Raw genomic sequence first — 19,912 nt, 5'->3', positions numbered from 1 at the left:
CTTCTGGCCAAGTGCCGCCGGACCGGACACGAGGGAGGAAAGCCATGCGCCTGGCCATTCTGGCCGCAGCCTTGCTGCTTTCGGCCTGTGTCCTGCCGGGGGCAAAGCCCGGCAAACCGGCGGCGAACCCGATCACCGGCGCCGAGGTGACGGTGCAAAGCCTCGATGCGCCCGCCACTCAGCCCGCCGGGCCAGCGGCCACTCCGGTTGCCGGTCAGGTGGATGCCTCGCTGGACGCCATCACTGCGGCCGAGGCTGCACAGGCAAAGCCCGCCGGGCCAGCGGCCGCGCCGAAACCGCCCAAGGCCCGGCCCGCTCTGGCCGCGCCGGTCGCCGGTCAGGTGGATGCTTCGCAGGACGCCATCACCGCCGCCGAGGCGGCCAAGGCCGCACCCGCCGCGCCGGCCAAGCCCGCCGAAGAAGCGGCCGAGGCGACGCCGCCGCAGGCCTCCGAAGAGGGGGAGGAGGAAGCGCCTGCCGCGCCACCGGTTACGCCCGAGGCGGCGAAATGCCTGAAATCCGGCGGGGTCTGGGCCACGGCGGGCAAAGGTGGCGCCAAGGCCTGCGTCACCCGCACCAAGGACGCCGGCAAGGCCTGCACCCGGCAGACCCAATGCGAGGGCTTCTGCCTGGCCCGGTCCGGCACCTGTGCGCCGATTACCCCGATGTTCGGCTGCAATGACATCCTTCAGGCCGACGGGCGCGAGGTGACGCTGTGTCTCGACTGACGCTGCTTGCCGCGCTGTTGCTTGCCGCTTGCGGGGCCGGACCGGCAGATCTGCCGCAGGGCGCCTATCGCCCCAAGGGCGGGCAGGTCTACTCCTCGGCCGTGTTTGACGCCGCCAGGTTGCCGGGGCGCTGGCAGCAGGTGGGCGCCTTCGGGCCAGAGGGCGGCTGCAAACCCGGAGGGGTCGACATCAAGCCCGGTGGCAAGGCGGCGTTCCGGCTGTGCCTTGGCGGGCGCGACATCAGGGGGGCGGGGCAACTGCAGCCTGTCGGGCCGGGGCGGTTCGCCATCGCCGGGCAGGAATGGTGGGTGCTGTGGGCTGACGGCGACTATCGCACACTGGTCATCGGCACGCCCTCAGGCGCCTTCGGCTTTGTGCTGAACCGGGGCGGCGGGATATCCTCCGACCGCCTGACCGCGGCGCGCGAAATCCTTGAGTGGAACGGCTACGACCTGTCGCAGTTCCGCCCGATGTGACTAAAGCCCGGCCCGCAGCGCCCGCAGATGTCCGCCGACGTCGCGCGCGCCCAAGGGCGCCGCGCGCACCAGCCAGTCGAAATGCGCCGAGATCGCCGCCACGCGGGCCGGATCGCGGAAGCTGACATAGGACTGCCCGAGATAGATCACCGCCAGATGCGGACCAAAGACCGTGACCGGGGCCGAAAACACCTGGTGCGCGTCGAACAGATACAGCCGCAGACCGGGGTAAAGTTCGTCCGCAAGCCGGATCAGCCGATCCAGCTGCGCAGTCCGGTCCGCAAGCGGCAGGCCCGCCCAATAGCCGGTGCCAGCGGCAAAGGCGGCCAGTTCGTGCAAGGGCAGGGCGATCTCGTAATCCGACCGCGCGCCGCGCAGATGGTCAAGCTGCGCCTCGAACCCGGCAATCGCGGCCTCGGCAGTGCCGCCAAGCGCGTCGCGGTATTCCCATTCCACCACCGCGCGGGTTTTCAGCATGTCGGGCAGCGAGGCCGGCACATGGCGGATCTTGTAGCCCGCCGCCTCGCGATGCCAGCCATAGATCGCGGCGTCAAACAGCGCGCGGGGGGCCTCGGTCAGTTCGACGGCATGGGCCAGTGCCTGATCGACCGGGGCAGGGGCCGCAGCCAGACCCAGAAGCCAGTCGGAGGAAACCCCGAGCGCGGCCGCGGCTTCGGCCACCACCTGCGCATTCGGCAACCGGGTGCCAGGAGCAAGCAGCGCCGAAAGCGTCGAGCGGTCCACCCCGATCGCCCGCGCCAAGGCGCTTTGGCTTTGACCGCCCGCGGCCATCGCCTGCGCCAGCCTGTCGCGGAACAGGGCAGCGCGGTTGCGTTTATCCGTCATCTGGTGACTTTCCAGAACATCTGCGACTTTATGTTGCGTATCCTCCAAGTTCCGGCTGCTCCTTGCAAGTGCTACGTTTGACGCAAGTGAAGGAGCCGAAGATGTCCCCCGCCGCACCGACCCGTGAAACCGAATGGCCGACGCTGGCCATGCTGGCCCTGACCTATGCGGTCTTTGCGGCAGGAACGCTCTTGTGGCCGGTGTCGGGGCTGCTGGCGATCGTCCTCACTGCGCTTGCCATCGCGCAGTATTCCTCGCTGCAGCATGAGGTGTTGCATGGCCACCCGTTCCGCAACCAGATGCTGAACGACGCCTTGGTCTTTCCGGCGCTGACGGTCTTCGTACCCTATCTGCGCTTCAAGGACACCCATCTGCAGCACCACTATGACCCGAACCTGACCGACCCCTACGACGACCCGGAGTCGAATTACATGGACCCCAGGGTCTGGGAGCGTACCTCGCGCCCGGTGCAGCGGCTCTTGCGTCTGAACAACACGCTGCTGGGGCGCATCCTGCTGGGTCCGGCGATCGGGACATGGTTCTTCTCCGGCCCCGACATCGCCCGCATGCGCGCGGGGGAGCGGCGGATCCTGCAGTCCTGGCTGCTGCATGCCCTGGGCTTCGTGCCGGTGCTGATCTGGCTTTGGGGCTTTACCGACATGCCGGTCTGGGCGTGGATCGTGGCGGCCTATATCGGTTACGGGTTGCTGAAGATCCGCACCTATCTGGAACACCGCGCGCATGAGGCCTTCCGCGCCCGCACTGTCATCATCGAGGACAAGGGACCGCTTTCCCTGTTGTTCCTGAACAACAATCTGCATGTGGTGCATCACTGCCACCCGGCGCTGCCGTGGTACAGGCTGCCGGCGCTTTATGCCCAGAAGGCCGATCATTACCGGCGCCGGAACGAGTCCTATGTCTATGCCGGCTATGGCGAGATCTTCCGGCAGTTCCTGTTCAAGGCGAAAGACCCGGTGCCGCATCCGGTCTGGCCGGTGCGCAAATCCGACCGCAACGACGCCGATCCGGTGTAGGCCGGGCTTCAGCCCGACGGCCCGTCAAAGCCGCCGGAAGGTCGGCACCGGCCCGGAATTGTCGAAGAACGGCACGCCGGGTTGTTCGGCCCCGGCAAGAAGGGCGGTCACTTCGGCCAGAACCACCTCGGTGATGAAGGGCAGGTCCAGCGCCCGGGCTTCGGCAAGGCCGATCCAGTGCAGATGCGACAGCTCATCCGTGGCATCCGAGAACCCTTGAGCATCGCCCTGCACCCCGGCAGCCGGGATCAGGAAAAACCGCGCGTCAAAGCGGCGGCTGCGGCCGGGCGGGGTGATGGCGCGAAAGACAAAGCGCATCGGGGCGCCGGCGGCCGGGCGCAGGCCGGTCTCCTCATGCAGTTCGCGCAAGGCGGCGCGGGCCAGCGTGTCGGCATCCGGCGCATCTTCGGAGCAGCGCTGGCCAAGCCGTGCCCGGCAATCGGGCGAGACCGGGGCTGCCGCGCCGGCCCGGTCCTCGGCATCGACCGCGCCGCCGGGGAAGACATATTTCGACGGCATGAACACCGCCCCCGCACCGCGCTGACCCATCAGGATCTCGCGCCCGGCGCCAGCCTCGCGCCACAGGATCACCGTGGCCGCCGCGCGGACGGGTTCTGCCGCCGCCTCAGACATCGGCCGGATCGCCCGCGCCGAAGCCATGCATGCGCTTGGCCCATTGCAGCGCCACGAAGGCGCCCTTCAGCCGCGGCAGAAGATAGAGCGACAGCGCCACAGTGCCGACCGAAAACACCGTGACCATGGTCCAGGGTTCGGGCCGCCAGCTGGCATAGACGAAGCCGATGATCGGCGCCAGCAGATGGCCGACGATCAGGATCGTCAGATAGGCCGGACCGTCATCGGCGCGGTGGTGATGCAGGTCCTCGCCGCAAACCGGGCAGGTGTCGCGCACCTTGAGATAGCCCTTCAGCATCGGCCCTTGCCCGCAGGCCGGGCAATGCCCCTTCCAGCCGCGCAGGACCGAGGGCCAGAACGGGCGGTCTTCGGCGTCAAGGTCGGGGGTGGCAGTTTCGGTCATGGCGGCATCCTGCAAGGTGTGGCGCAGATATAGCTTCTCGGGTGGGGCTTGGAACAGGGGGAAAAGCAGACCGGGCGGCTTTGTCGCAACCCCCGCAGATCGTGGCGCGACAATTCTGCGACGGAAAGCCCGCAGCCCGGCGTTTGAAAGGCATGAACGGCCTGCACATGGGCAGGCCCGAAAAGACCGGAGACGAAAAGATGACCCTTTCCGCGAAACATTCCGCCCTGATGCTGGCCGCACTGGTCGGTGCGACGCTGTCGACCGCCGCATTGGCAGAAAAGGGCCCGATGGGTGGCCCCATGGGCGGCATGATGCTGCACTTCGAGGCGCTGGACGCCGACAAGGACGGCAAGGTGACGAAAGAGGAACTGGCCGCCGACCGCGCCGCCAGATTCGCCGAGGCTGATACCAACAAGGACGGCAAGCTGTCGGCCGAGGAACTGATCGCCATGCGGGAAAAGGCCGAGGCCGCGCGCAGGGCCGAGATGGCCAAGGCGATGATCGACCGGATTGATGCCGACAAGGACGGGTTCGTCTCGGTGGCCGAAATGGACGCCATGCCGATGGTCGACAAGATGTTCGAGCGGGCGGACGCCGATGCCGACGGCGCGATTTCCACTGCGGAAATGGACGCCATGAAGATCCGCATGGCCGAGCATATGGGCGAGGGCGAAGGCATGGGCCGGGGTCACGGCAAGCATGGCGGCGGCTTCTGGAAGTGGATGAGCGGCGACAACTGAGCCGCACCTTCCCGGGGCGGGTTTGCGCCCGCCCGACTGACCCGTTAGACTTGGCCCCGGATGACCATGCCCCGCGACACCGCCCTTGCCGAGATGGATGCGCTCTCTGACGACGCGCTTCTGCTGCTCTATGGCCGGGGCGATGCCGAGGCGGCGCGGCTTCTGACGGCGCGGCATCTGGGGCGGGTCTATGGCTTTGCCGCCCGGCTTCTGGGCGACCGGGCCGAGGCCGAGGATGTGGCGCAAGAGGCGATGCTGCGGCTGTGGCGCGCGGCCGGGGTCTGGCGCGCGGGCGAGGCGCAGCTTTCCAGCTGGCTTTACCGCGTCACCGTCAATCTTTGCACCGATCGCCAGCGCAGCCGCGCCCGTCGCCGGGCCGAGGCCTTGGACGATGTGGCCGAGCCCGCCGACGACCGCGCCGACACCGAAGCGGCGCTGCTGAGCCGCGAACGCGCCGACGCGCTGCAATCCGCCCTTGCCACGCTGCCCGACCGGCAGAGGCAGGCGGTGGTGCTGCGCCATATCGAAGGGCTTTCAAATCCCGAGATTGCCGCCATTCTGGAGGTCGGGGTGGAAGCCGTGGAAAGCCTGACCGCGCGGGGCAAACGCGCGCTGACTGCGGCGCTGGCCGGCCGGAAGGCCGCGCTGGGGCTGTAAGAAGGGGGAAAGACGATGACCGATGACGATCTTGACGGCCTGTTCGCCGCCGCCCGCGCCGAGGCCCCCCGGCCCTCCGCCGCCCTGAGCGCGCGGGTGATCTCTGACGCCGAGGCCGCGCTGCAAGCCGCGCCGGCCGCGCGCCGCGCGCCGGAACGGCCCGGCCTTCTGGCCAGCCTTGCCGCGATCTTTGGCGGCGGCGGGGCCTTGGCCGGCATGGTCACGGCCACGCTCGCGGGGTTCTGGATCGGCTTTGCCCAGCCGGTGGAGCTTGGCGTGATGAGCGCGGTCCTGAACACCGATACCGCCGAGATCGACATGATGCCGGGCATTGATGCCCTTTTGGACGAGGCCCCGTGATGACCACCCCGCCTATGGATAACTCGCCGATCGAGACACTGAAATCCGGCAAGGGCCTGCGCATCGCGCTGGCGCTGTCTCTGGCGCTGAACCTTGCGGTTCTGGGGCTGGTCGCGGGGGCGATCTTCCGCGACGGGCCGGGGATGCGCGGGGGCATGGCGCGGGATCTGGGCTTTGGCCCCTATAGCGAGGCGCTCTCGCCCGAGGACCGCAAGGCGCTGCGCCGGGCCCTGTTTGAAAAGGCCCCGGAAATCCGCAACTCCCGGCGGTTGATGCGCGAGGATGCACAGGCGCTGCTGGCGCTCCTGCGCGCCGAGCCCTTTGACCCCGAGGCCTTCCATGATCGCATGGAGTCCCAGCACGAGCGCATGGAACATCAGTTGCGGCTGGGGCAGGACCTGTTGCAGGACTTTGTCGCCGCCATGCCCGAGGCGGAACGCCGCGCCTTCGCCGACCGGCTGGAGGATGGCCTGCGCCACCGCAAGGACCGCGACGACGACGGGCGCGAGCCGAAACAGGACTGAGCCGCCTCAGGCGGCGCGACGGCTGATCGTCACCTGATTGCGCCCGGCCGTTTTCGACCGCAACAGCGCCCGGTCCGCCCGGTCGAAGATGTCTGTGACGGTTTCGATCTGCGCGGGTGTCGCGCCGGCTTCGGAGATGGCAAGCCCGATGGACATGGTGACGGGCAAGGCCTGCTCCCGGGCCAGCTGGAAAGGCCGGTCCGACATGGCAAGGCAAAGCCGCTCGGCGATGGCGCGCGCCTCGGGCAAGGCGATGTCGGGCAGCGCGATCAGGAATTCCTCGCCGCCAATGCGGGCGATCAGGTCCCCCGCCCGCAGGTTCAGCCGCAGGCGCTGGGCAACCTCGGCCAGCACGGCATCCCCTGCCGCATGGCCGAAGCGGTCATTCACCGACTTGAAATTGTCGATATCGGCGACCAGAATCGCAAAGACCGCCCCGGTCGCGCGGGCCCGTTCGGCAATCGCCTGCATCTGGGCCAGCCCGTAGCGGCGGTTGTGCAGCCCGGTGAGCGGGTCGATCACCGCAAGCCGCAACCCGTCGCGCACCGAGGCGCGCAGCTGGTCGGCCCGCCGTTTCAGCGCCATCAGCCGGTGCAGGCGCAGTGCCAGTTCCTGCGCCGGCATATCGGGGGTGAACAGGTCGCTCGCCCCAAGGTCAAAGGCCATGGCGGCAGACATCGGGCTGTCGGGGCCGCAATAGATGGCGAAAGAGGCTTCGCGCGTGCCGGTGCGGCTGCGCAGATCCGACATCAGCCGCAATCCGCCGCCCTGAATCGCGAGATCGGCGTCGATGATGAAAAGGTCAGGGCTCGGACCCGCCTGCAAGCTGCCTGCAAGCGCGTCTTCCGGGCTGAGCGTGACAAGACCGTCCTGCAGCCTGCCGGCAAGGCTGCGCCTGAGAAACAGCGCCACCTCGGGCCGTTGCAGGATCAGCGCCACCGTGCCCGAAGGACGGTAGCTGCGCGCCGGTTCAGCCAGCCCGGCTGGAGGGAGGGCTGCCGGGGCCGGGGCCAGTCCCTGACCCAGTGCAGAGCCGAGACCCGCCATCGCCTCACGCGCGCGGACAAGGCTGCGGATGCGCGCCATCAGCGTCTGGTCATCCAGCTGCTTGAGCAGGAATTCATCCGCGCCGGCCTGAAAGGCCTCGATCCGGTTCGCGGCGGATTGGCTGGCCGAGAACACCACCACCGGGATGTCCCGTGTTGCCGGTTCGGCGCGCAGGCGGTGCAGCACTTCGGCGCCCGGCATGTCCGGCAGCGCGAAATCGAGCAGGATGAGATCGGGCAAGCCCGCCTTGGCCATGACAAGACAGGTGCCGCCGTCCGCGGCCACCTCGGGAAGATACCCGGCGGCGGTCAGCTTGGCCTTCATGACGATGCGATTGGTCGCCACATCGTCCACTATGAGAACCTTGCCACCCATCGACCCCTTGCCTTGCGCTTGCCAGCCTCCACCCTGCCAGCCATCCTTGAGAGCCTTCACTTTGGCCGACAAGTGGTTAAGAAATCCTTTCCGAAAGGGTAACAGAGTTGATCAAACTCGTCGCTTTTCTGTGAACAACCTTGGGGAACCCGCCATGAGCCGGCAAGAAACCGCTGAAATCACCGCCTTGCAGGCTCTTGGCTGGCTGGTGGGCCAGCCCGAGGAGCTGGGGGGATTCCTTAACGCCTCGGGCGCTTCGCCCGGCGATCTGGCGCGACTGGCCCGCGATCCGCATTTTCTGGCGGCGATGATCGACTTCCTGCTGGAAACCGATGACAGGGTGCTGGCCTGCACCCGCGACCTGAACCTGCCGCCGACGGCGCTGGGCGAGGCGCGGCAAGGCTTGCCGGGGGGACGCGATCCGCACTGGACCTGAGGCGCGGCGCAGGCAATGCTGGGGCAAATGAGGGGAACCATGATCGACGCGGCAATTTTCGACAAGGACGGCACGCTTTTTGACTTCCGCGCCACATGGGGCGGCTGGACGGCACGGGCGATCGGATTTCTGGCCGGCTACGGGGTCGACCCGGTCGTGCTGGAGCGGCAGCTTGGCTATGACCGGGCAACCGGGGTTTTCGAGAAATCCAGCCCGGTCATCGCCTCCACCACGCCGGAACTCGTCGATCTCCTGCATGGTTTCGTGCGCGACATGGACAAGGGCTTCCTCCTCGACACATTGTCGGAGATGTCCGAAACCGCGCCGCAGGCTCCGGCCGCCCCGTTGCGACAGGTGTTCGAGGGGCTGAAGGCGCGCGGTTTGAAGCTGGGCCTTGCCACCAATGATACCGAGGCCCCGGCGCGGGCGCATCTGGCGGGGGCAGGCGTGCTGGATCTGTTCGATTTCGTTGCCGGCTGCGATTCCGGTTGGGGCGGCAAGCCCGCGCCGGGCCAGCTTCTGGCCTTTTCCGGTCGGGTCGGGGTGGCGCCCGCGCGGGCGGTCATGGTGGGCGACAGCCTGCACGATCTGCACGCCGGTCGCGCGGCGGGAATGAAGCGGGTGGCCGTGCTGACGGGCATCGCCGAGGCCGCCGAACTTGCCCCCCATGCCGACGTGGTTTTGCCTGACATCAGCCATCTGGCCGCCTGGATCGACGCGCAACGCCGGCTCTGATCTGCGACATTCGCCAAAAACGACAGAAAATGTCGCTCGTTTTGTTCGCGTGCCCGGGGTCTTTCGTCCATCTTGGGTAAAAGCCCCGCGAGCGGGCCGGCAAGATGGGGACGAAGATGACCGATGATACCGCAGGACGCAAGCGCGTGCGCGCCGGGGGCCGGGCTGGCAACAAGACCCGTGCCGGGTCGGCGGCCATCGACCAGATGCCGTGGCGGATTCCGGTCAACCCCGACCGCCCGACCGAGCCGCTGGACGCCGACGGCGTGCAGGCCATCCACAAGGGCACGATGCGGATCCTGAAGGATATCGGCATCGAGTTCCTGAACCCCGAGGCGGTCGGCCTGTTGAAAAAGGCCGGCTGCAAGGTGACGGGTGAAAACGTCCGCATGGACGAGGATTTCGTGATGGAGATGCTGGGCCACGCGCCCGAAAGCTTTACCATCACCCCGCGCAACCCCGACCATGAGGTCGTGATGGGCGGCAAGCACATGCTGTTCGTCAACGTCTCCTCGCCGCCGAACGCCTGGGATCTGGAACGCGGCAAACGCTCGGGCGATTTCGAGACCTTCAAGGAATTCATGAAGCTGACGCAGTATTTCAACTGCATCCATATCGCCGGCGGCTATCCGGTGGAGCCGGTGGACATCCACGCCTCGGTCCGCCACCTCGACTGCCTTTATGAAAAGCTGACGCTGACGGACAAGGTGGTTCACGCCTATTCGCTGGGCGCCGAGCGGGTCGAGGATGTGATGGAGATGGTCCGCATCGCGGGCGGTCTGAGCCATGCCGAGTTCGACGCCCGGCCGCGGATGTACACCAACATCAACTCGGTCTCGCCGCTGAAGCACGATTTCCCGATGCTGGACGGGGCCTTGCGGCTGGCGCGGCGCGGGCAACCCGTGGTCATCACCCCCTTCACGCTGGCGGGCGCCATGGCCCCGGTCACCATGGCGGGCGCGGTGGCGCTGTCGATGGCCGAGGGCCTCGCGGCGGCGGCGCTGCTGCAATACGTCAACCCCGGTTGCCCGATTGCGCTTGGCACCTTCACCTCGAACGTCGACATGAAATCCGGCGCCCCCGCCTTTGGTACGCCGGAATACATGCGCGCGACGCAGATGACCGGGCAGATGGTGCGGCATTACAAGGTGCCGCTGCGGTCCTCGGGGGTCTGCGCGGCCAACGTGCCGGACGGCCAGTCGATGTGGGAAACCTCCAACAGCCTGTGGGCGGCGGTGCAAAGCCGCACCAACATGGTCTATCACGCGGCGGGCTGGCTGGAGGGCGGGCTGATCGCCTCGCCTGAAAAGTTCATCATGGACTGCGAAGTGCTGCAGATGATCCAGCGCTATTTCGAAAGCCCGATCTGGGCCACGACCGAAGACGACATCGCCTTTGATGCGATCCGCGAGGTCGGCCCGGGCGGGCATTACTTTGGCTGCCAGCACACGCAGGACCGTTACCAGACCGCCTTCTACCAGCCCTTCGTCAGCGACTGGCGCAATTACGAGGCCTGGGCCGCGGATGGCGCGCATTGGACGCCCGAGCGCGCGCACCGGATCTACAAGCAGATCATGGCCGAGTTCGAAGCACCGGAGATGAACGGCGACCATCAGGAAGAGCTGAAGCGCTTTGTCGCCCGCCGCAAGCAGGAGGGTGGGGCGCCGACGGATTTCTGATCGCCTCTCCTCGTCGACTTCGTCGCTCGTCGTGGGCGTCGCGCGACGAGACGTCGAAGACGCCCGAGGAGCGGTCAGGCGCGGAGTTTTTCCATGCCCTGAACCACAAGCCCCGCCACAAGACCCCAGAACGCCGCCCCGATGCCAAAGGCGGCCACCCCGCTTGCGGTCACAGCCAGCGTCACCGTGGCGGCAAAGCGGGTTTCCGGCATGGCAAAGGCCCCGCTCAGCGCGCCCGTCAGCGGGCCAAGCAGCGCCAGCGCCACGAGCGCCACCATCAGCGCCGGCGGCAGGGCGGTCAGCACCGACAGGATTGCCGGGCTGCCAAGGCCAAGCGCGGCCCAGAACCCGGCATAGACCACCCCCGCCATCCAGCGCCTGTGCGGCTCGGGGTGGGTGTCCGGCCCCATGCAGATCGCCGCGGTGATGGCCGCCATGCTGGTGGTATGGGCGCCGAAAAGCCCTGAAATCGCCGACAGGATCCCCGTCGTCACCAGCCCCGCCCGCACCGGCGGCTCATAGCCATGGGCGCGCAGCGTGGCAAAGCCCGGCAGGTTCTGCGAAGCCATGGTCACAAGATACAAGGGCACGCCAAGGCCCAGCAGCACGTCCAGCCGCAATTCGGGCGCGATGACGGTCAGGCTGGGCAGGGGCAGGCCGGGCAGGGGCAGGCTTGCCGCGGGGGGCAGCGCTTGGCCAAAGCCAAAGGCCAGCACCAGCCCAAGGCCAAGCGCCGCCAGAACCGCCAGCGCCGGGTTCTTCAGCCGCACCAGCGCAAAGACCGCGACCATGGGAAAGACCAGCGCCGGCAGGGCTTGCGCAGCACCTGCGCCCTTCAGGCAAAAAGGCAGGAGGACCCCCGCCAGCATCCCCGCCGCCACCCCGTCCGGGATCAGCGCCACCAGCCGCCCAAGCGGTCTGATCGCGCCGGTCGCTGCAATCAGAAGGCCCGCCAGCACGAAGGCACCCACTGCCTCGGGCATCGAAATCCCGCTGGTCGCGGCAATCAGTGCTGCGCCGGGCGTGGACCAGGCCAGCACCACCGGCACGCGCTTCCACAGCGACAACAGTGCCGATCCGGCCGCCTTGGCCAGGCAGATGGCAAAGACCCACGAGCCCGCCTGCGCCGCCGTCGCCCCCACCGCTGCCGCTGCCGACAGCACGAGCGCGATGGTCGAGCCATAGCCGACCAGCGCGGCGACCAGCGCCGCGGAAATCACAGATGCCTGCATGGACTGCCCCCGCCTTCGGGCCCCGCTTTCGGGCGACTATCGCGGGGCGCCTCGCGGGTTGCAAGGGGAGCGGGAGGGGGAGGCGGCGACCCCGAGGGAGGAGGAGAGGGGTCGCCGCATGTCCGGTTGGCCCGAGGGAGGAGGAGTGGGCCAGCGGATAGGGGGGCGGGGGTTCAAGGGAGGATGAACCGCCGCCATGGCATCCGGCCCCGAGGGAGGAGGAAAGGGCCGTCTGCTATTCGGGCGCGGCACCCCCGAGGGAGGAGGAGAGGGGGTGCCGCTGATCCGATCGGCCCGAGGGAGGAGGAGAGGGCCGGTCGAAGGGAATGAAAAGGCGGCGGGCCGGGGAGGAGGATCGGCGCCGCCGCGCCTTGAACAGGGCCCTGATTGGGAGGAGGGGCCCAGTCAGGGGGTCTTATTTGCCGTAGGCCGCATCCTTGGCGACCGCGCGGATCATCGAGCGGTGCAGGCCCAGATCGGCCAGATCACGGTCAGACAAAGCGCCAAGCTCGGTCACGGTCTGCACATAGACGCGACGACGCTGGGCCATCAGGTGCAGCGCGGCGAACGGGTGGGCGATCAGATCGCGGAACGACAGCGCATCGGCGCGGAAGGTGGAATTCACATATGCCATGACGGCCTCTACTTTCAGTTTTCCGAAGCCGGTCCTGATTGCTCAGATCGTCCGCTTCGTTTCGTTAGGGCAAACATGGGGCAAATGCTGCAACTGCACAATATCCCCTTGCCGCAATGCCGCCATGCAGCGACCGCATGGCTGGAGTTCACGAAAATGTCATGTTTCCCAATATCTTCGATGAATATTTGAGCATTTGGTCAACGGCATCTTGCCCTTTGCCTCCTGACGCACAACTGTGCCAAAATCAAAGGCGGATCGAAAAGGCGAAGGGGGCGGCGATGGCACTGGATATGGCGGGCGTGCAAAAGGTTCTGGCGGGGATTGCCTGTCCGGGCGGCGGCGATCTGGTCAGCCGTGATCTGGTGCGGGCGCTGTCGGTCGAGGGCGGCACGGTGCGATTCGTCATCGAAACCGCAACCCCGGACGAGGCCCGCGCGCTGGCCCCGGTGCAGGCGCAGGCCGAAGCCGCGCTGCGCGCCGCAGGGGCCACCTCGGTTCAGATCGTGATGACGGCCCACGGCCCGGCGCCCAAGGCCCCGCCGCCGCCCAGCCTGAAGATCGGCGGCCACCCGACGCCGCAGACCGCCCCCGGCCCGCAGCCGGTGCCGGGCGTGGCGCGGATTCTGGTGGTGGGCTCGGGCAAGGGCGGCGTGGGCAAATCCACCGTCGCCTCGAACCTCGCGGTGGCGCTGGCGCGGCAGGGGCGGCGGGTCGGTCTGCTGGACGCCGACATCTACGGCCCCAGCCAGGCCCGGATGATGGGGGTCTCCAAACGCCCGGCCTCGCCCGATGGCAAGATGATCGAACCGCTGCGCGCCCATGGCGTCACCGTCATGTCGATGGGGCTGATGCTCAAGGAGGACGAAGCGGTGATCTGGCGCGGCCCGATGCTGATGGGAGCGATGCAGCAGCTTCTGGGGCAGGTGCTGTGGGGAGAGCTTGACGTTCTGATCATCGACCTGCCGCCGGGAACCGGGGATGTGCAGCTGACCCTTGGCCAGCGCACGAAACTGGATGGCGCGATCGTCGTCTCCACCCCGCAGGATGTGGCGCTGCTTGATGCCCGCAAGGCCATCGACATGTTCCACAAGCTGAAAACCCCGATCCTCGGGCTGGTGGAAAACATGTCCACCTATGTCTGCCCGAACTGCGGCCATGAGGCGCATCTGTTCGGCCACGGCGGCGTGGCGGCCGAGGCGGCAAAGCTCGGTCTGCCCTTCCTGGGGGAGCTGCCCCTTGCGCTGGAGGTCCGGTTGGCCGGCGACGCCGGCACCCCCGTCGCCGCCACTGCTGGCCCCGCCGCCGATGCCTATGCCCGCATTGCCAGGGGGCTGGTCGCGCAGGGCGTGGCCTGAACCTCTCCTGTCCTTTGCCGCCTGCGCGGAGGGCAAGAGAATCGGTTGATTGACATACCGACTGGTTGGTATTGTCTTGCGACATCAGGAGGTGATCGCATGACCCATCCCATTCGCACTGTCTTGTGGTTCAACGGCCGGGGCCGGGAGGCGGCGCGCTTCTATTGCGGCCTGATCCCCAACTCCCGCATCGACAGCACCTTTGCCAGCGACGAGGGCGGCCCCGATGGCACCCACCATTTCGACGTGATCGACTTTACCCTGAACGGCGTGCCCTATCAGATCCTCGACGCCGGCCCGTATTTTCCGCAGACCGAATGTGTCTCGATCATGGTGGTGACGCCCGATCAGGCCGAGGCCGACCGGCTTTGGGCGGCCTTCACGGTGGACGGGGGCGCCGAAAGCCAGTGCGGCTGGCTGAAAGACCGCTTTGGCCTGTCGTGGCAGATCGTGCCCGACGGGGTGATGCAGCTGACGATGAACCCGGACCCTGTGGTGTCGCGCCGTGCCATGGCCGCCATGATGACCATGCGCAAACTTGATCTCGCCGCCATCAGGGCCGCGATCTGAACCGGAGGTTCCCATGCCGAACGACATCCCCGCCGAGCAGCGCTATCGCCCCGACGACCGGCTGATGCAGGGCGTCATCCCTTATCTCGGCCTGTCCGGCAAATGCGGAGAGGCGCGTGATTTCTACACCCGCGCCTTTGCTGCCCGCGACATCGGCTCGATGCCGATGGAAAACGCCCCCGGGCAGTTCATGCACATGCAGCTGGCCATCAATGGAGGGGCGCTGATGCTGACCGACTATGACGACATGTCCGGTGCGCAGGCCGGCGGTGCGCCCCTGCCGCGCGGCCATCTGCAACTTGTGGTGCCCGACGGGCAGGCGTGGTGGGACCGTGCCGTCAACGCCGGCTGCACCATCCTCGCCCCCTATGAGCGGCAGTTCTGGGGCGACACCTGGGGTCTGCTGGCGGATCCTTTCGGCCTGAAATGGGCGGTGCTGACCCCCGATCCGGCGCTGTGGGAAACGGCGGAAGGAAAGGCGGGGGCGTGAAAGACGGCCAGTCTCAGGCAACAAGGCGCGCGCCGCGGGGGTCGGCGCGGGCGCGGCTGATCGCGGCCGCGCGTGACCTCGTGCGCCGCAAGGGTTTTGCCGCGACCTCGGTCGATGAGCTTTGCGCTGCCGCCGGGGTGACGAAGGGCGCCTTCTTTCACCACTTCGCCAGCAAGGAGGGTCTTGGCGTCGCCTTGATCGAGGACTGGACCGAAACCACCGGCGCGATGTTCGCCGCCCATCCCTACAACGCCGCGGCCGATCCCTTTGACCGGCTGATCGCCTATATCGAGCTGCGCCGTACGCTCTTGTCCATGCCGTTGCCCGAGTTCACCTGCGTTGCCGGCACTACGGTGCAAGAGGTGTTCGACACCTCTGCCGCGATGCGCGAGGCGGCGCGCAACAGTCTTGCCTCCGGCGCCGGGCATGTCCGCGCCCATCTGGAGGCGGCGCTGGCCGCCCATCCGGTGCCGGGCGTGACGGCGGAAAGCCTTGCCCGGCAGTTCCAGGTCGCGGTGCAGGGCGGCATCATCCTTGCCAAGGCCGAGAACGACGCGCGCCCGGCGCGCGAGGCGCTGGACCATCTGGAGCGCTATCTGCGGCTGCTGTTCGGGCGCTAGACCGGGGCAGCCCGCGAATCACTTCCATGGGAAATCACGGGAAAGGACCGCTTTCCGGGGGCGGGCTTTGGCATTCGGTCGGTTTCATCCGCGGTTTTCACAGAAATGTTCCGCCTTTGTTTCTCATGGCCCAGCGCTGGTGCGAAAAATATGGGAATTGATGGGGGGAGTCAGCGTGGCGCATGGCTACACTATATCTAGATGCTTACCGCGACTTGATCTCTAGCCATTGCATCGGCCCGTTTGCTCGTACCACAAAGCCCTGAGGTTCACGCGCCTTCGACACAAGATCTGCCCAGCTTTTCCCAAACTTTTCCATTGCTTCCCATGCAATCCCATGGCATCCCTTGTGTATCGAAAGACGAGACGGTCAACAAAACGCGAGGGGCGGCGCAAGACCCCGAACAAGGCGAAAAAGACAGGCTCATACAGGCAACCGCCTTCGTCTGACGACATCAGAGATCCGGCGCGCGAGCGAGCAGACATCTCCCCCAGGTGGCAAGCGCGTAGGACGCCCAGCGATGGGACAGTGGCGGATCGGGTAGTGGCAGCAACCCGGTCCGCCTTTTCTATTTCGGGGCATCCGCCCCCTGAGTGGAGCCGCAAGGCCAATGGCGAGCGAGGCGTTCAGAGGCGAGTTCTACCAGAAGGTAGACAGCAAGGCCCGGGTATCCATCCCGGCCGCCTTCCGCCGCATCCTCGAAGCCGAAGATCCCACCTCGGAAACCAATCCGCGCGCCCGCGTCTACATGGTCTATGGCGGCAAGAACCGCCGCTTCGTCGAATGCTATTCGCGCGTGGGCGCGGATGCGCTGGCGGCCCGGATCGAGGCGATGGAACTGGGCAGCCCCGAACGCGACCGTGCCGAACGCGACCTGATCTCCCGCTCGGTGATGATCGAGGTCGAGCCGGATGGCCGCATCGTGTTGCCGCCCAAGGTGCGCGAGAAGATGGGCTTTCTGGGTGATGACCTGACCGGCGGCGGCGAGGCCGCCTTTGCCGGGTTCACCAACCGCTTCAAGCTCTATCGCCGTGAGGTCTATGAGGCGGAGCTGGCCGAAGACGACGATGACGACGGCATTGATCCGCTGGCCCTTGTGGGGCGCGCATCGCGGGGCGGGTAAGGCCATGTCCCACAGCGCAGCCCTGCCAGACCGCGCCCCGCACATCCCGGTTCTGCTGACCCCGCTTCTCGCCGCCGTGGCGCCGGTTTCCGGCCTCTGGCTTGACGGCACCTTCGGGGCGGGGGGCTATACAAAAGGGCTTCTGGCTGCCGGCGCGGCCTGCGTCATCGGTGTCGACCGCGACCCGCTGGCGCTGGAGATGGCGGCGGAATGGGCGGGCGAATATGGCGACCGGCTGCGGCTGGTGGTGGGCAACTTCTCGGACCTGGATACCTACGCGGACAGCCTTCTGGACGGTATCGTACTGGATCTGGGCGTGTCGTCGATGCAGCTCGACCAGGCCCATCGCGGCTTTTCCTTCCAGAAGGACGGACCGCTGGACATGCGCATGGCGCAGGACGGGCCGACGGCTGCCGATCTGGTGAACACGGCGGACGAGGCGGTGCTGGCCGACATCCTTTACCTTTACGGCGAGGAGCATGCCTCGCGCCGCATCGCCCGCGCCATTGTCGAGGCCCGCAGCCGCGCACCGTTTGAGACCACGCTGCAACTGGCGGAAATCGTGGCCAAATGCCTGCCGCGTCCAAAGCCCGGCCAAAGCCACCCGGCAACCCGCAGCTTTCAGGCGATCCGCATCGCGGTGAATGCCGAATTCAGCGAACTGGTCGAGGGGCTGATGGCGGCGGAACGCGCGCTGAAACCCGGCGGCAAGCTGGCGGTCGTCACCTTCCACAGCCTTGAGGACCGCATCGTCAAGCGCTTCCTGCAACTGGCGAGCGGCCATGAGGCCAATGCCAACCGCTATGCGCCCGCCCGCGCCGACCAGACCGCACGCTTCACGCTGCTGACGCGCCGCGCCACCGGCCCGGATGAGGCGGAACTGGCCGCCAACCCGCGCGCCCGCAGCGCCAAACTCCGCGTGGCGATCCGCACCGAAGCCCCGGCCAAGCGCCTTAACCCCGCCGATCTGGGCGTGCCGCAGCTTGCCCCTCCGAAGAAAGGACGCCGCTGAGATGCGCCCGCTGCTGTATGTGCTGTCCTTCCTTGCCGTTCTCGGCCTTGGCTTCTGGGCCTACCGCGAGAATTACACCACGCAGACCGCGCTGCGTGAGGTGGCGAACCTGCAGGACGAAATTGCCTCGCTGCATGAATCGCTGGCCATCCAGCGCGCCGAATGGGCCTATCTCAACCGCCCCGACCGGTTGCGCGATCTGGTGGTGGCGAACTTTGACCGGCTTGGCCTGATGCCGATGGAGCCGCATCAGTTCGGCCGGACCACCGATGTCGCCTATCCCGCGCCGCCTTCGCTGGCCGACGGGGTGATGGAGGGGACGATCAATCTGGGCCTTGGCAAGCCGGTGGATGTCTCCGGCACGCTGAACGCCGACCCCGAGGTGCAAACCCCATGATCCGCACGCCGCTTCGCCCGCTTGCCCGCATCCTGCACGCCCGCGCCACCGGAGCGAACCCCGACGCGATCGAGCGCGAGAACCTGCGCCAGCGCCACGAGGTCATCCGCGACCGCGCGCGGGGCCGGGCGCAGTTGCGGCTTTTGTTCCTGTGCATGTGCTTCTTCTCGGCCTTCACCGTGGTTGGCGCCCGCATGGGCATGCTGGCCGCGTCCGAACCGATGGAGCCGCGCACGGCGGGCACTGGGGTCAACATCGCGCAGGGCCGGGCCGATATCGTCGACCGCAACGGCCGGGTGCTGGCCACCAACATGCTGACGCACGCGCTTTATGTGCAGACCAAGGACCTGATCGACCCGGCCCGCGTTGCGCGCGAGCTGGCGGCGATCTTCCCCGAGCTTGATGCAGCCACGCTGGAGCGCCGCTTCACCGATGGCCGCAGCTTCCTGTGGGTGCGCAAGGTGATGTCACCCGAGCAGATGCAGCTGGTGCATGAGATCGGCGATCCCGGCCTCTTGTTCGGCCCGCGCGAGATGCGGCTTTATCCCAATGGCCAGCTGGCCGCCCATGTGCTTGGCGGCGCCTCCTTCGGGGCCGAAGGGGTGGACCGCGCCGAGGTGATCGGCACGGCGGGCATCGAAAAGGCGCTGGACGCGCGGCTGCGCGATCCGGCGCAGGCGGGCGAGCCGCTGGAACTGTCGCTGGACCTGACGGTTCAGGCCACCATCGAAGAGGTTCTGGCAACCGGCGTCCGGCAATACGAGGCCAAGGGCGGCGCGGTGATCCTGATGGATGTGCATACGGGCGAGATTGCCGCGCTGGCCTCTTACCCCGCCTTCGACCCGAACGACCGCCCGAACCCGCTGGCCGATCCCAACGCCGAACCCGGCGACAGCCCGCTGTTCAACCGCGCAGTGCAGGGCGTGTACGAACTTGGCTCCACCTTCAAGATCTTCGCCGCCGCGCAGGCGATGGAACTCGGTCTTGTGACCCCCGACACGCCGATCAACACCCAAAGCCTTTCAGTCGGCAAGAAGCGCTTTTCGGAATTCGACAACCACAACTACGGCCCGACCAAGACCGTGGCCGAGGTGATCGAGCTGTCGTCGAACATCGGCACCGGCCATATCGCGTTGATGATCGGCGGCGAGCGGCAAAAGCCGTTCCTGAAATCGCTGGGTCTGCTGGACGCCTCGCCGGTCGAGCTGGTCGAAGCCCCCGGCGCCCGGCCGCTGGTGCCGAAGAAATGGCCCGATGTGGTGACGGTGACGGCCTCGTTCGGGCATGGCATGTCCTCCAGCCCGCTGAACCTGGCCGCGGCCTACGCCACGCTGGCCAATGGCGGCACCAAGGTGACGCCGACGCTTCTGCACCGCGCCGCGCCGATGGCTGGGCCGCGCGTGGTCTCGCAGCAGGTGGCGGCGGATGCGGTGATGATGCTGCGCCGGGTGGTGACGGATGGCACGGCCTCGATGGCGAAGATGGATGAATACGCCATTGCCGGCAAAACCGGCACCGCCGACAAGCCGAAACGCGGCGGCGGCTATTATGACGACAAGGTGGTCAACACCTTCGCCTCGGTCTTTCCCGCCGAGGCGCCGAAATACGTCCTGATCGTGACCCTTGACGAGCCGGTGGACCGCACCGGCCCCGAGGTTCGCCGCACCGCCGGCTGGACCTCGGTCCCGGTCGCGGCCGAGATCGTGCGCCGCACCGCGCCGCTTCTGGGCCTGCGCCCGGCCATTGCACCCCAGCCGCTTGATGGGCTAACTGCCGTCAAGCAATAGAACCAGAGGGCA

24 protein-coding genes are annotated in these 19,912 nt (G+C 67.4%); 18 read left to right on the top strand and 6 right to left on the bottom strand.

All coding sequences use genetic code 11. The annotated features are described in order from the left end of the window. Nucleotides 1-44: 44 nt before the first annotated feature. Nucleotides 45-728, top strand: a complete 684-nt coding sequence (locus tag G4Z14_RS16580; protein WP_164627729.1) for a hypothetical protein — start codon at nucleotides 45-47, stop codon at nucleotides 726-728. Then, nucleotides 716-1,204: a lipocalin family protein gene (locus tag G4Z14_RS16575; RefSeq protein WP_164627727.1), complete on the top strand. Its 489-nt coding sequence runs from the start codon at nucleotides 716-718 to the stop codon at nucleotides 1,202-1,204. Before G4Z14_RS16580 ends, G4Z14_RS16575 begins: the two co-directional genes overlap by 13 nt. On the opposite strand, the gene G4Z14_RS16570 is transcribed toward G4Z14_RS16575, so the two are convergent. After that, nucleotides 1,205-2,050: a helix-turn-helix domain-containing protein gene (locus tag G4Z14_RS16570; protein ID WP_164627725.1), complete on the bottom strand. Its 846-nt coding sequence runs from the start codon at nucleotides 2,048-2,050 to the stop codon at nucleotides 1,205-1,207. 101 nt (nucleotides 2,051-2,151) lie between these two features. On the opposite strand from G4Z14_RS16570, the gene G4Z14_RS16565 reads away from it, so the two are divergent. Continuing rightward, nucleotides 2,152-3,084, top strand: a complete 933-nt coding sequence (locus tag G4Z14_RS16565; protein ID WP_164627723.1) for a fatty acid desaturase — start codon at nucleotides 2,152-2,154, stop codon at nucleotides 3,082-3,084. Between the two features lie 24 nt (nucleotides 3,085-3,108). Here the strand turns inward: G4Z14_RS16565 and G4Z14_RS16560 are convergent, their stop codons facing one another. Further along, on the bottom strand, nucleotides 3,109-3,717 hold the full coding sequence (locus tag G4Z14_RS16560) for an NUDIX hydrolase (RefSeq protein WP_164627721.1): 609 nt from the start codon (nucleotides 3,715-3,717) through the stop codon (nucleotides 3,109-3,111). Next, nucleotides 3,710-4,120 carry a DUF983 domain-containing protein gene (locus tag G4Z14_RS16555; protein ID WP_164627719.1) on the bottom strand — a complete coding sequence of 137 codons (411 nt, stop codon included), beginning with the start codon at nucleotides 4,118-4,120 and terminating at the stop codon, nucleotides 3,710-3,712. The genes G4Z14_RS16560 and G4Z14_RS16555 overlap by 8 nt, the downstream gene beginning before the upstream one ends. A gap of 200 nt (nucleotides 4,121-4,320) precedes the next feature. On the opposite strand from G4Z14_RS16555, the gene G4Z14_RS16550 reads away from it, so the two are divergent. Genes G4Z14_RS16550 through G4Z14_RS16535 form a run of 4 tightly spaced genes read left to right on the top strand, consistent with a single transcriptional unit; the run spans nucleotide 4,321 to nucleotide 6,404 of the window. Then, a complete protein-coding gene (locus G4Z14_RS16550) occupies nucleotides 4,321-4,863 on the top strand; it encodes an EF-hand domain-containing protein (protein WP_164627717.1) in 543 nt (180 codons plus the stop codon). A 60-nt stretch (nucleotides 4,864-4,923) separates the two neighbouring features. Further along, nucleotides 4,924-5,520 (top strand): RNA polymerase sigma factor, encoded by a 597-nt coding sequence (locus G4Z14_RS16545; protein WP_164627715.1) that lies wholly within the window; start codon nucleotides 4,924-4,926, stop codon nucleotides 5,518-5,520. A 15-nt stretch (nucleotides 5,521-5,535) separates the two neighbouring features. Beyond that, on the top strand, nucleotides 5,536-5,880 hold the full coding sequence (locus G4Z14_RS16540; RefSeq protein WP_164627714.1) for a dihydroorotate dehydrogenase: 345 nt from the start codon (nucleotides 5,536-5,538) through the stop codon (nucleotides 5,878-5,880). Further along, nucleotides 5,880-6,404, top strand: a complete 525-nt coding sequence (locus G4Z14_RS16535) for a periplasmic heavy metal sensor (protein WP_227751820.1) — start codon at nucleotides 5,880-5,882, stop codon at nucleotides 6,402-6,404. The genes G4Z14_RS16540 and G4Z14_RS16535 overlap by 1 nt, the downstream gene beginning before the upstream one ends. A gap of 6 nt (nucleotides 6,405-6,410) precedes the next feature. Here G4Z14_RS16535 and G4Z14_RS16530 read toward each other — a convergent pair whose 3' ends face one another. Further along, a complete protein-coding gene (locus G4Z14_RS16530) occupies nucleotides 6,411-7,886 on the bottom strand; it encodes a diguanylate cyclase (RefSeq protein WP_321573068.1) in 1,476 nt (491 codons plus the stop codon). 94 nt (nucleotides 7,887-7,980) lie between these two features. Here G4Z14_RS16530 and G4Z14_RS16525 point away from each other — a divergent pair, with 94 nt between their 5' ends. The 3 genes from G4Z14_RS16525 (at nucleotide 7,981) to G4Z14_RS16515 (ending at nucleotide 10,676) form a co-directional block, all read left to right on the top strand. Next, nucleotides 7,981-8,262 carry a DUF3572 domain-containing protein gene (locus G4Z14_RS16525; protein WP_164627712.1) on the top strand — a complete coding sequence of 94 codons (282 nt, stop codon included), beginning with the start codon at nucleotides 7,981-7,983 and terminating at the stop codon, nucleotides 8,260-8,262. A 39-nt stretch (nucleotides 8,263-8,301) separates the two neighbouring features. After that, complete coding sequence (locus G4Z14_RS16520; RefSeq protein WP_227751819.1) at nucleotides 8,302-8,997, top strand: HAD family hydrolase; 696 nt, start codon at nucleotides 8,302-8,304, stop codon at nucleotides 8,995-8,997. Nucleotides 8,998-9,113: 116 nt separating this feature from the next. Continuing rightward, on the top strand, nucleotides 9,114-10,676 hold the full coding sequence (locus G4Z14_RS16515; protein WP_164627708.1) for a trimethylamine methyltransferase family protein: 1,563 nt from the start codon (nucleotides 9,114-9,116) through the stop codon (nucleotides 10,674-10,676). A 74-nt stretch (nucleotides 10,677-10,750) separates the two neighbouring features. Here G4Z14_RS16515 and G4Z14_RS16510 read toward each other — a convergent pair whose 3' ends face one another. Beyond that, complete coding sequence (locus G4Z14_RS16510) at nucleotides 10,751-11,908, bottom strand: benzoate/H(+) symporter BenE family transporter (protein ID WP_164627707.1); 1,158 nt, start codon at nucleotides 11,906-11,908, stop codon at nucleotides 10,751-10,753. Nucleotides 11,909-12,323: 415 nt separating this feature from the next. After that, entirely contained in the window at nucleotides 12,324-12,542 is a 219-nt protein-coding gene (locus G4Z14_RS16505; protein WP_164627705.1) for a DUF1127 domain-containing protein, read from the bottom strand. Between the two features lie 281 nt (nucleotides 12,543-12,823). Here G4Z14_RS16505 and G4Z14_RS16500 point away from each other — a divergent pair, with 281 nt between their 5' ends. The 8 genes from G4Z14_RS16500 to G4Z14_RS16465 all read left to right on the top strand — a co-directional run bounded on the left by G4Z14_RS16500 (nucleotide 12,824) and on the right by G4Z14_RS16465 (nucleotide 19,900). After that, complete coding sequence (locus G4Z14_RS16500; RefSeq protein WP_164627703.1) at nucleotides 12,824-13,900, top strand: Mrp/NBP35 family ATP-binding protein; 1,077 nt, start codon at nucleotides 12,824-12,826, stop codon at nucleotides 13,898-13,900. A gap of 99 nt (nucleotides 13,901-13,999) precedes the next feature. Beyond that, on the top strand, nucleotides 14,000-14,470 hold the full coding sequence (locus G4Z14_RS16495; protein ID WP_164627702.1) for a VOC family protein: 471 nt from the start codon (nucleotides 14,000-14,002) through the stop codon (nucleotides 14,468-14,470). Between the two features lie 13 nt (nucleotides 14,471-14,483). Then, the gene (locus G4Z14_RS16490; protein ID WP_164627700.1) at nucleotides 14,484-14,960 is read left to right on the top strand and encodes a VOC family protein; all 477 of its coding nucleotides are present in this window, start codon (nucleotides 14,484-14,486) and stop codon (nucleotides 14,958-14,960) included. Beyond that, a complete protein-coding gene (locus G4Z14_RS16485) occupies nucleotides 14,957-15,580 on the top strand; it encodes a TetR/AcrR family transcriptional regulator (protein WP_321573067.1) in 624 nt (207 codons plus the stop codon). The genes G4Z14_RS16490 and G4Z14_RS16485 overlap by 4 nt, the downstream gene beginning before the upstream one ends. 611 nt (nucleotides 15,581-16,191) lie before the next feature. After that, nucleotides 16,192-16,704 (top strand): division/cell wall cluster transcriptional repressor MraZ, encoded by a 513-nt coding sequence (locus G4Z14_RS16480; protein ID WP_164627697.1) that lies wholly within the window; start codon nucleotides 16,192-16,194, stop codon nucleotides 16,702-16,704. Nucleotides 16,705-16,708: 4 nt separating this feature from the next. Continuing rightward, entirely contained in the window at nucleotides 16,709-17,716 is a 1,008-nt protein-coding gene (gene rsmH / locus G4Z14_RS16475; RefSeq protein WP_164627763.1) for a 16S rRNA (cytosine(1402)-N(4))-methyltransferase RsmH, read from the top strand. Between the two features lies 1 nt (nucleotide 17,717). Further along, nucleotides 17,718-18,113, top strand: a complete 396-nt coding sequence (gene ftsL / locus G4Z14_RS16470) for a cell division protein FtsL (RefSeq protein ID WP_164627695.1) — start codon at nucleotides 17,718-17,720, stop codon at nucleotides 18,111-18,113. Then, entirely contained in the window at nucleotides 18,110-19,900 is a 1,791-nt protein-coding gene (locus G4Z14_RS16465) for a peptidoglycan D,D-transpeptidase FtsI family protein (RefSeq protein ID WP_164627693.1), read from the top strand. The genes ftsL and G4Z14_RS16465 overlap by 4 nt, the downstream gene beginning before the upstream one ends. Nucleotides 19,901-19,912 lie beyond the last annotated feature (12 nt).

The organism is Tabrizicola oligotrophica (assembly GCF_011008935.1).
GTDB classification, from domain to species: Bacteria; Pseudomonadota; Alphaproteobacteria; order Rhodobacterales; family Rhodobacteraceae; genus Tabrizicola_A; species Tabrizicola_A oligotrophica.
This window is presented reverse-complemented; position numbering and strand designations above follow the sequence as displayed.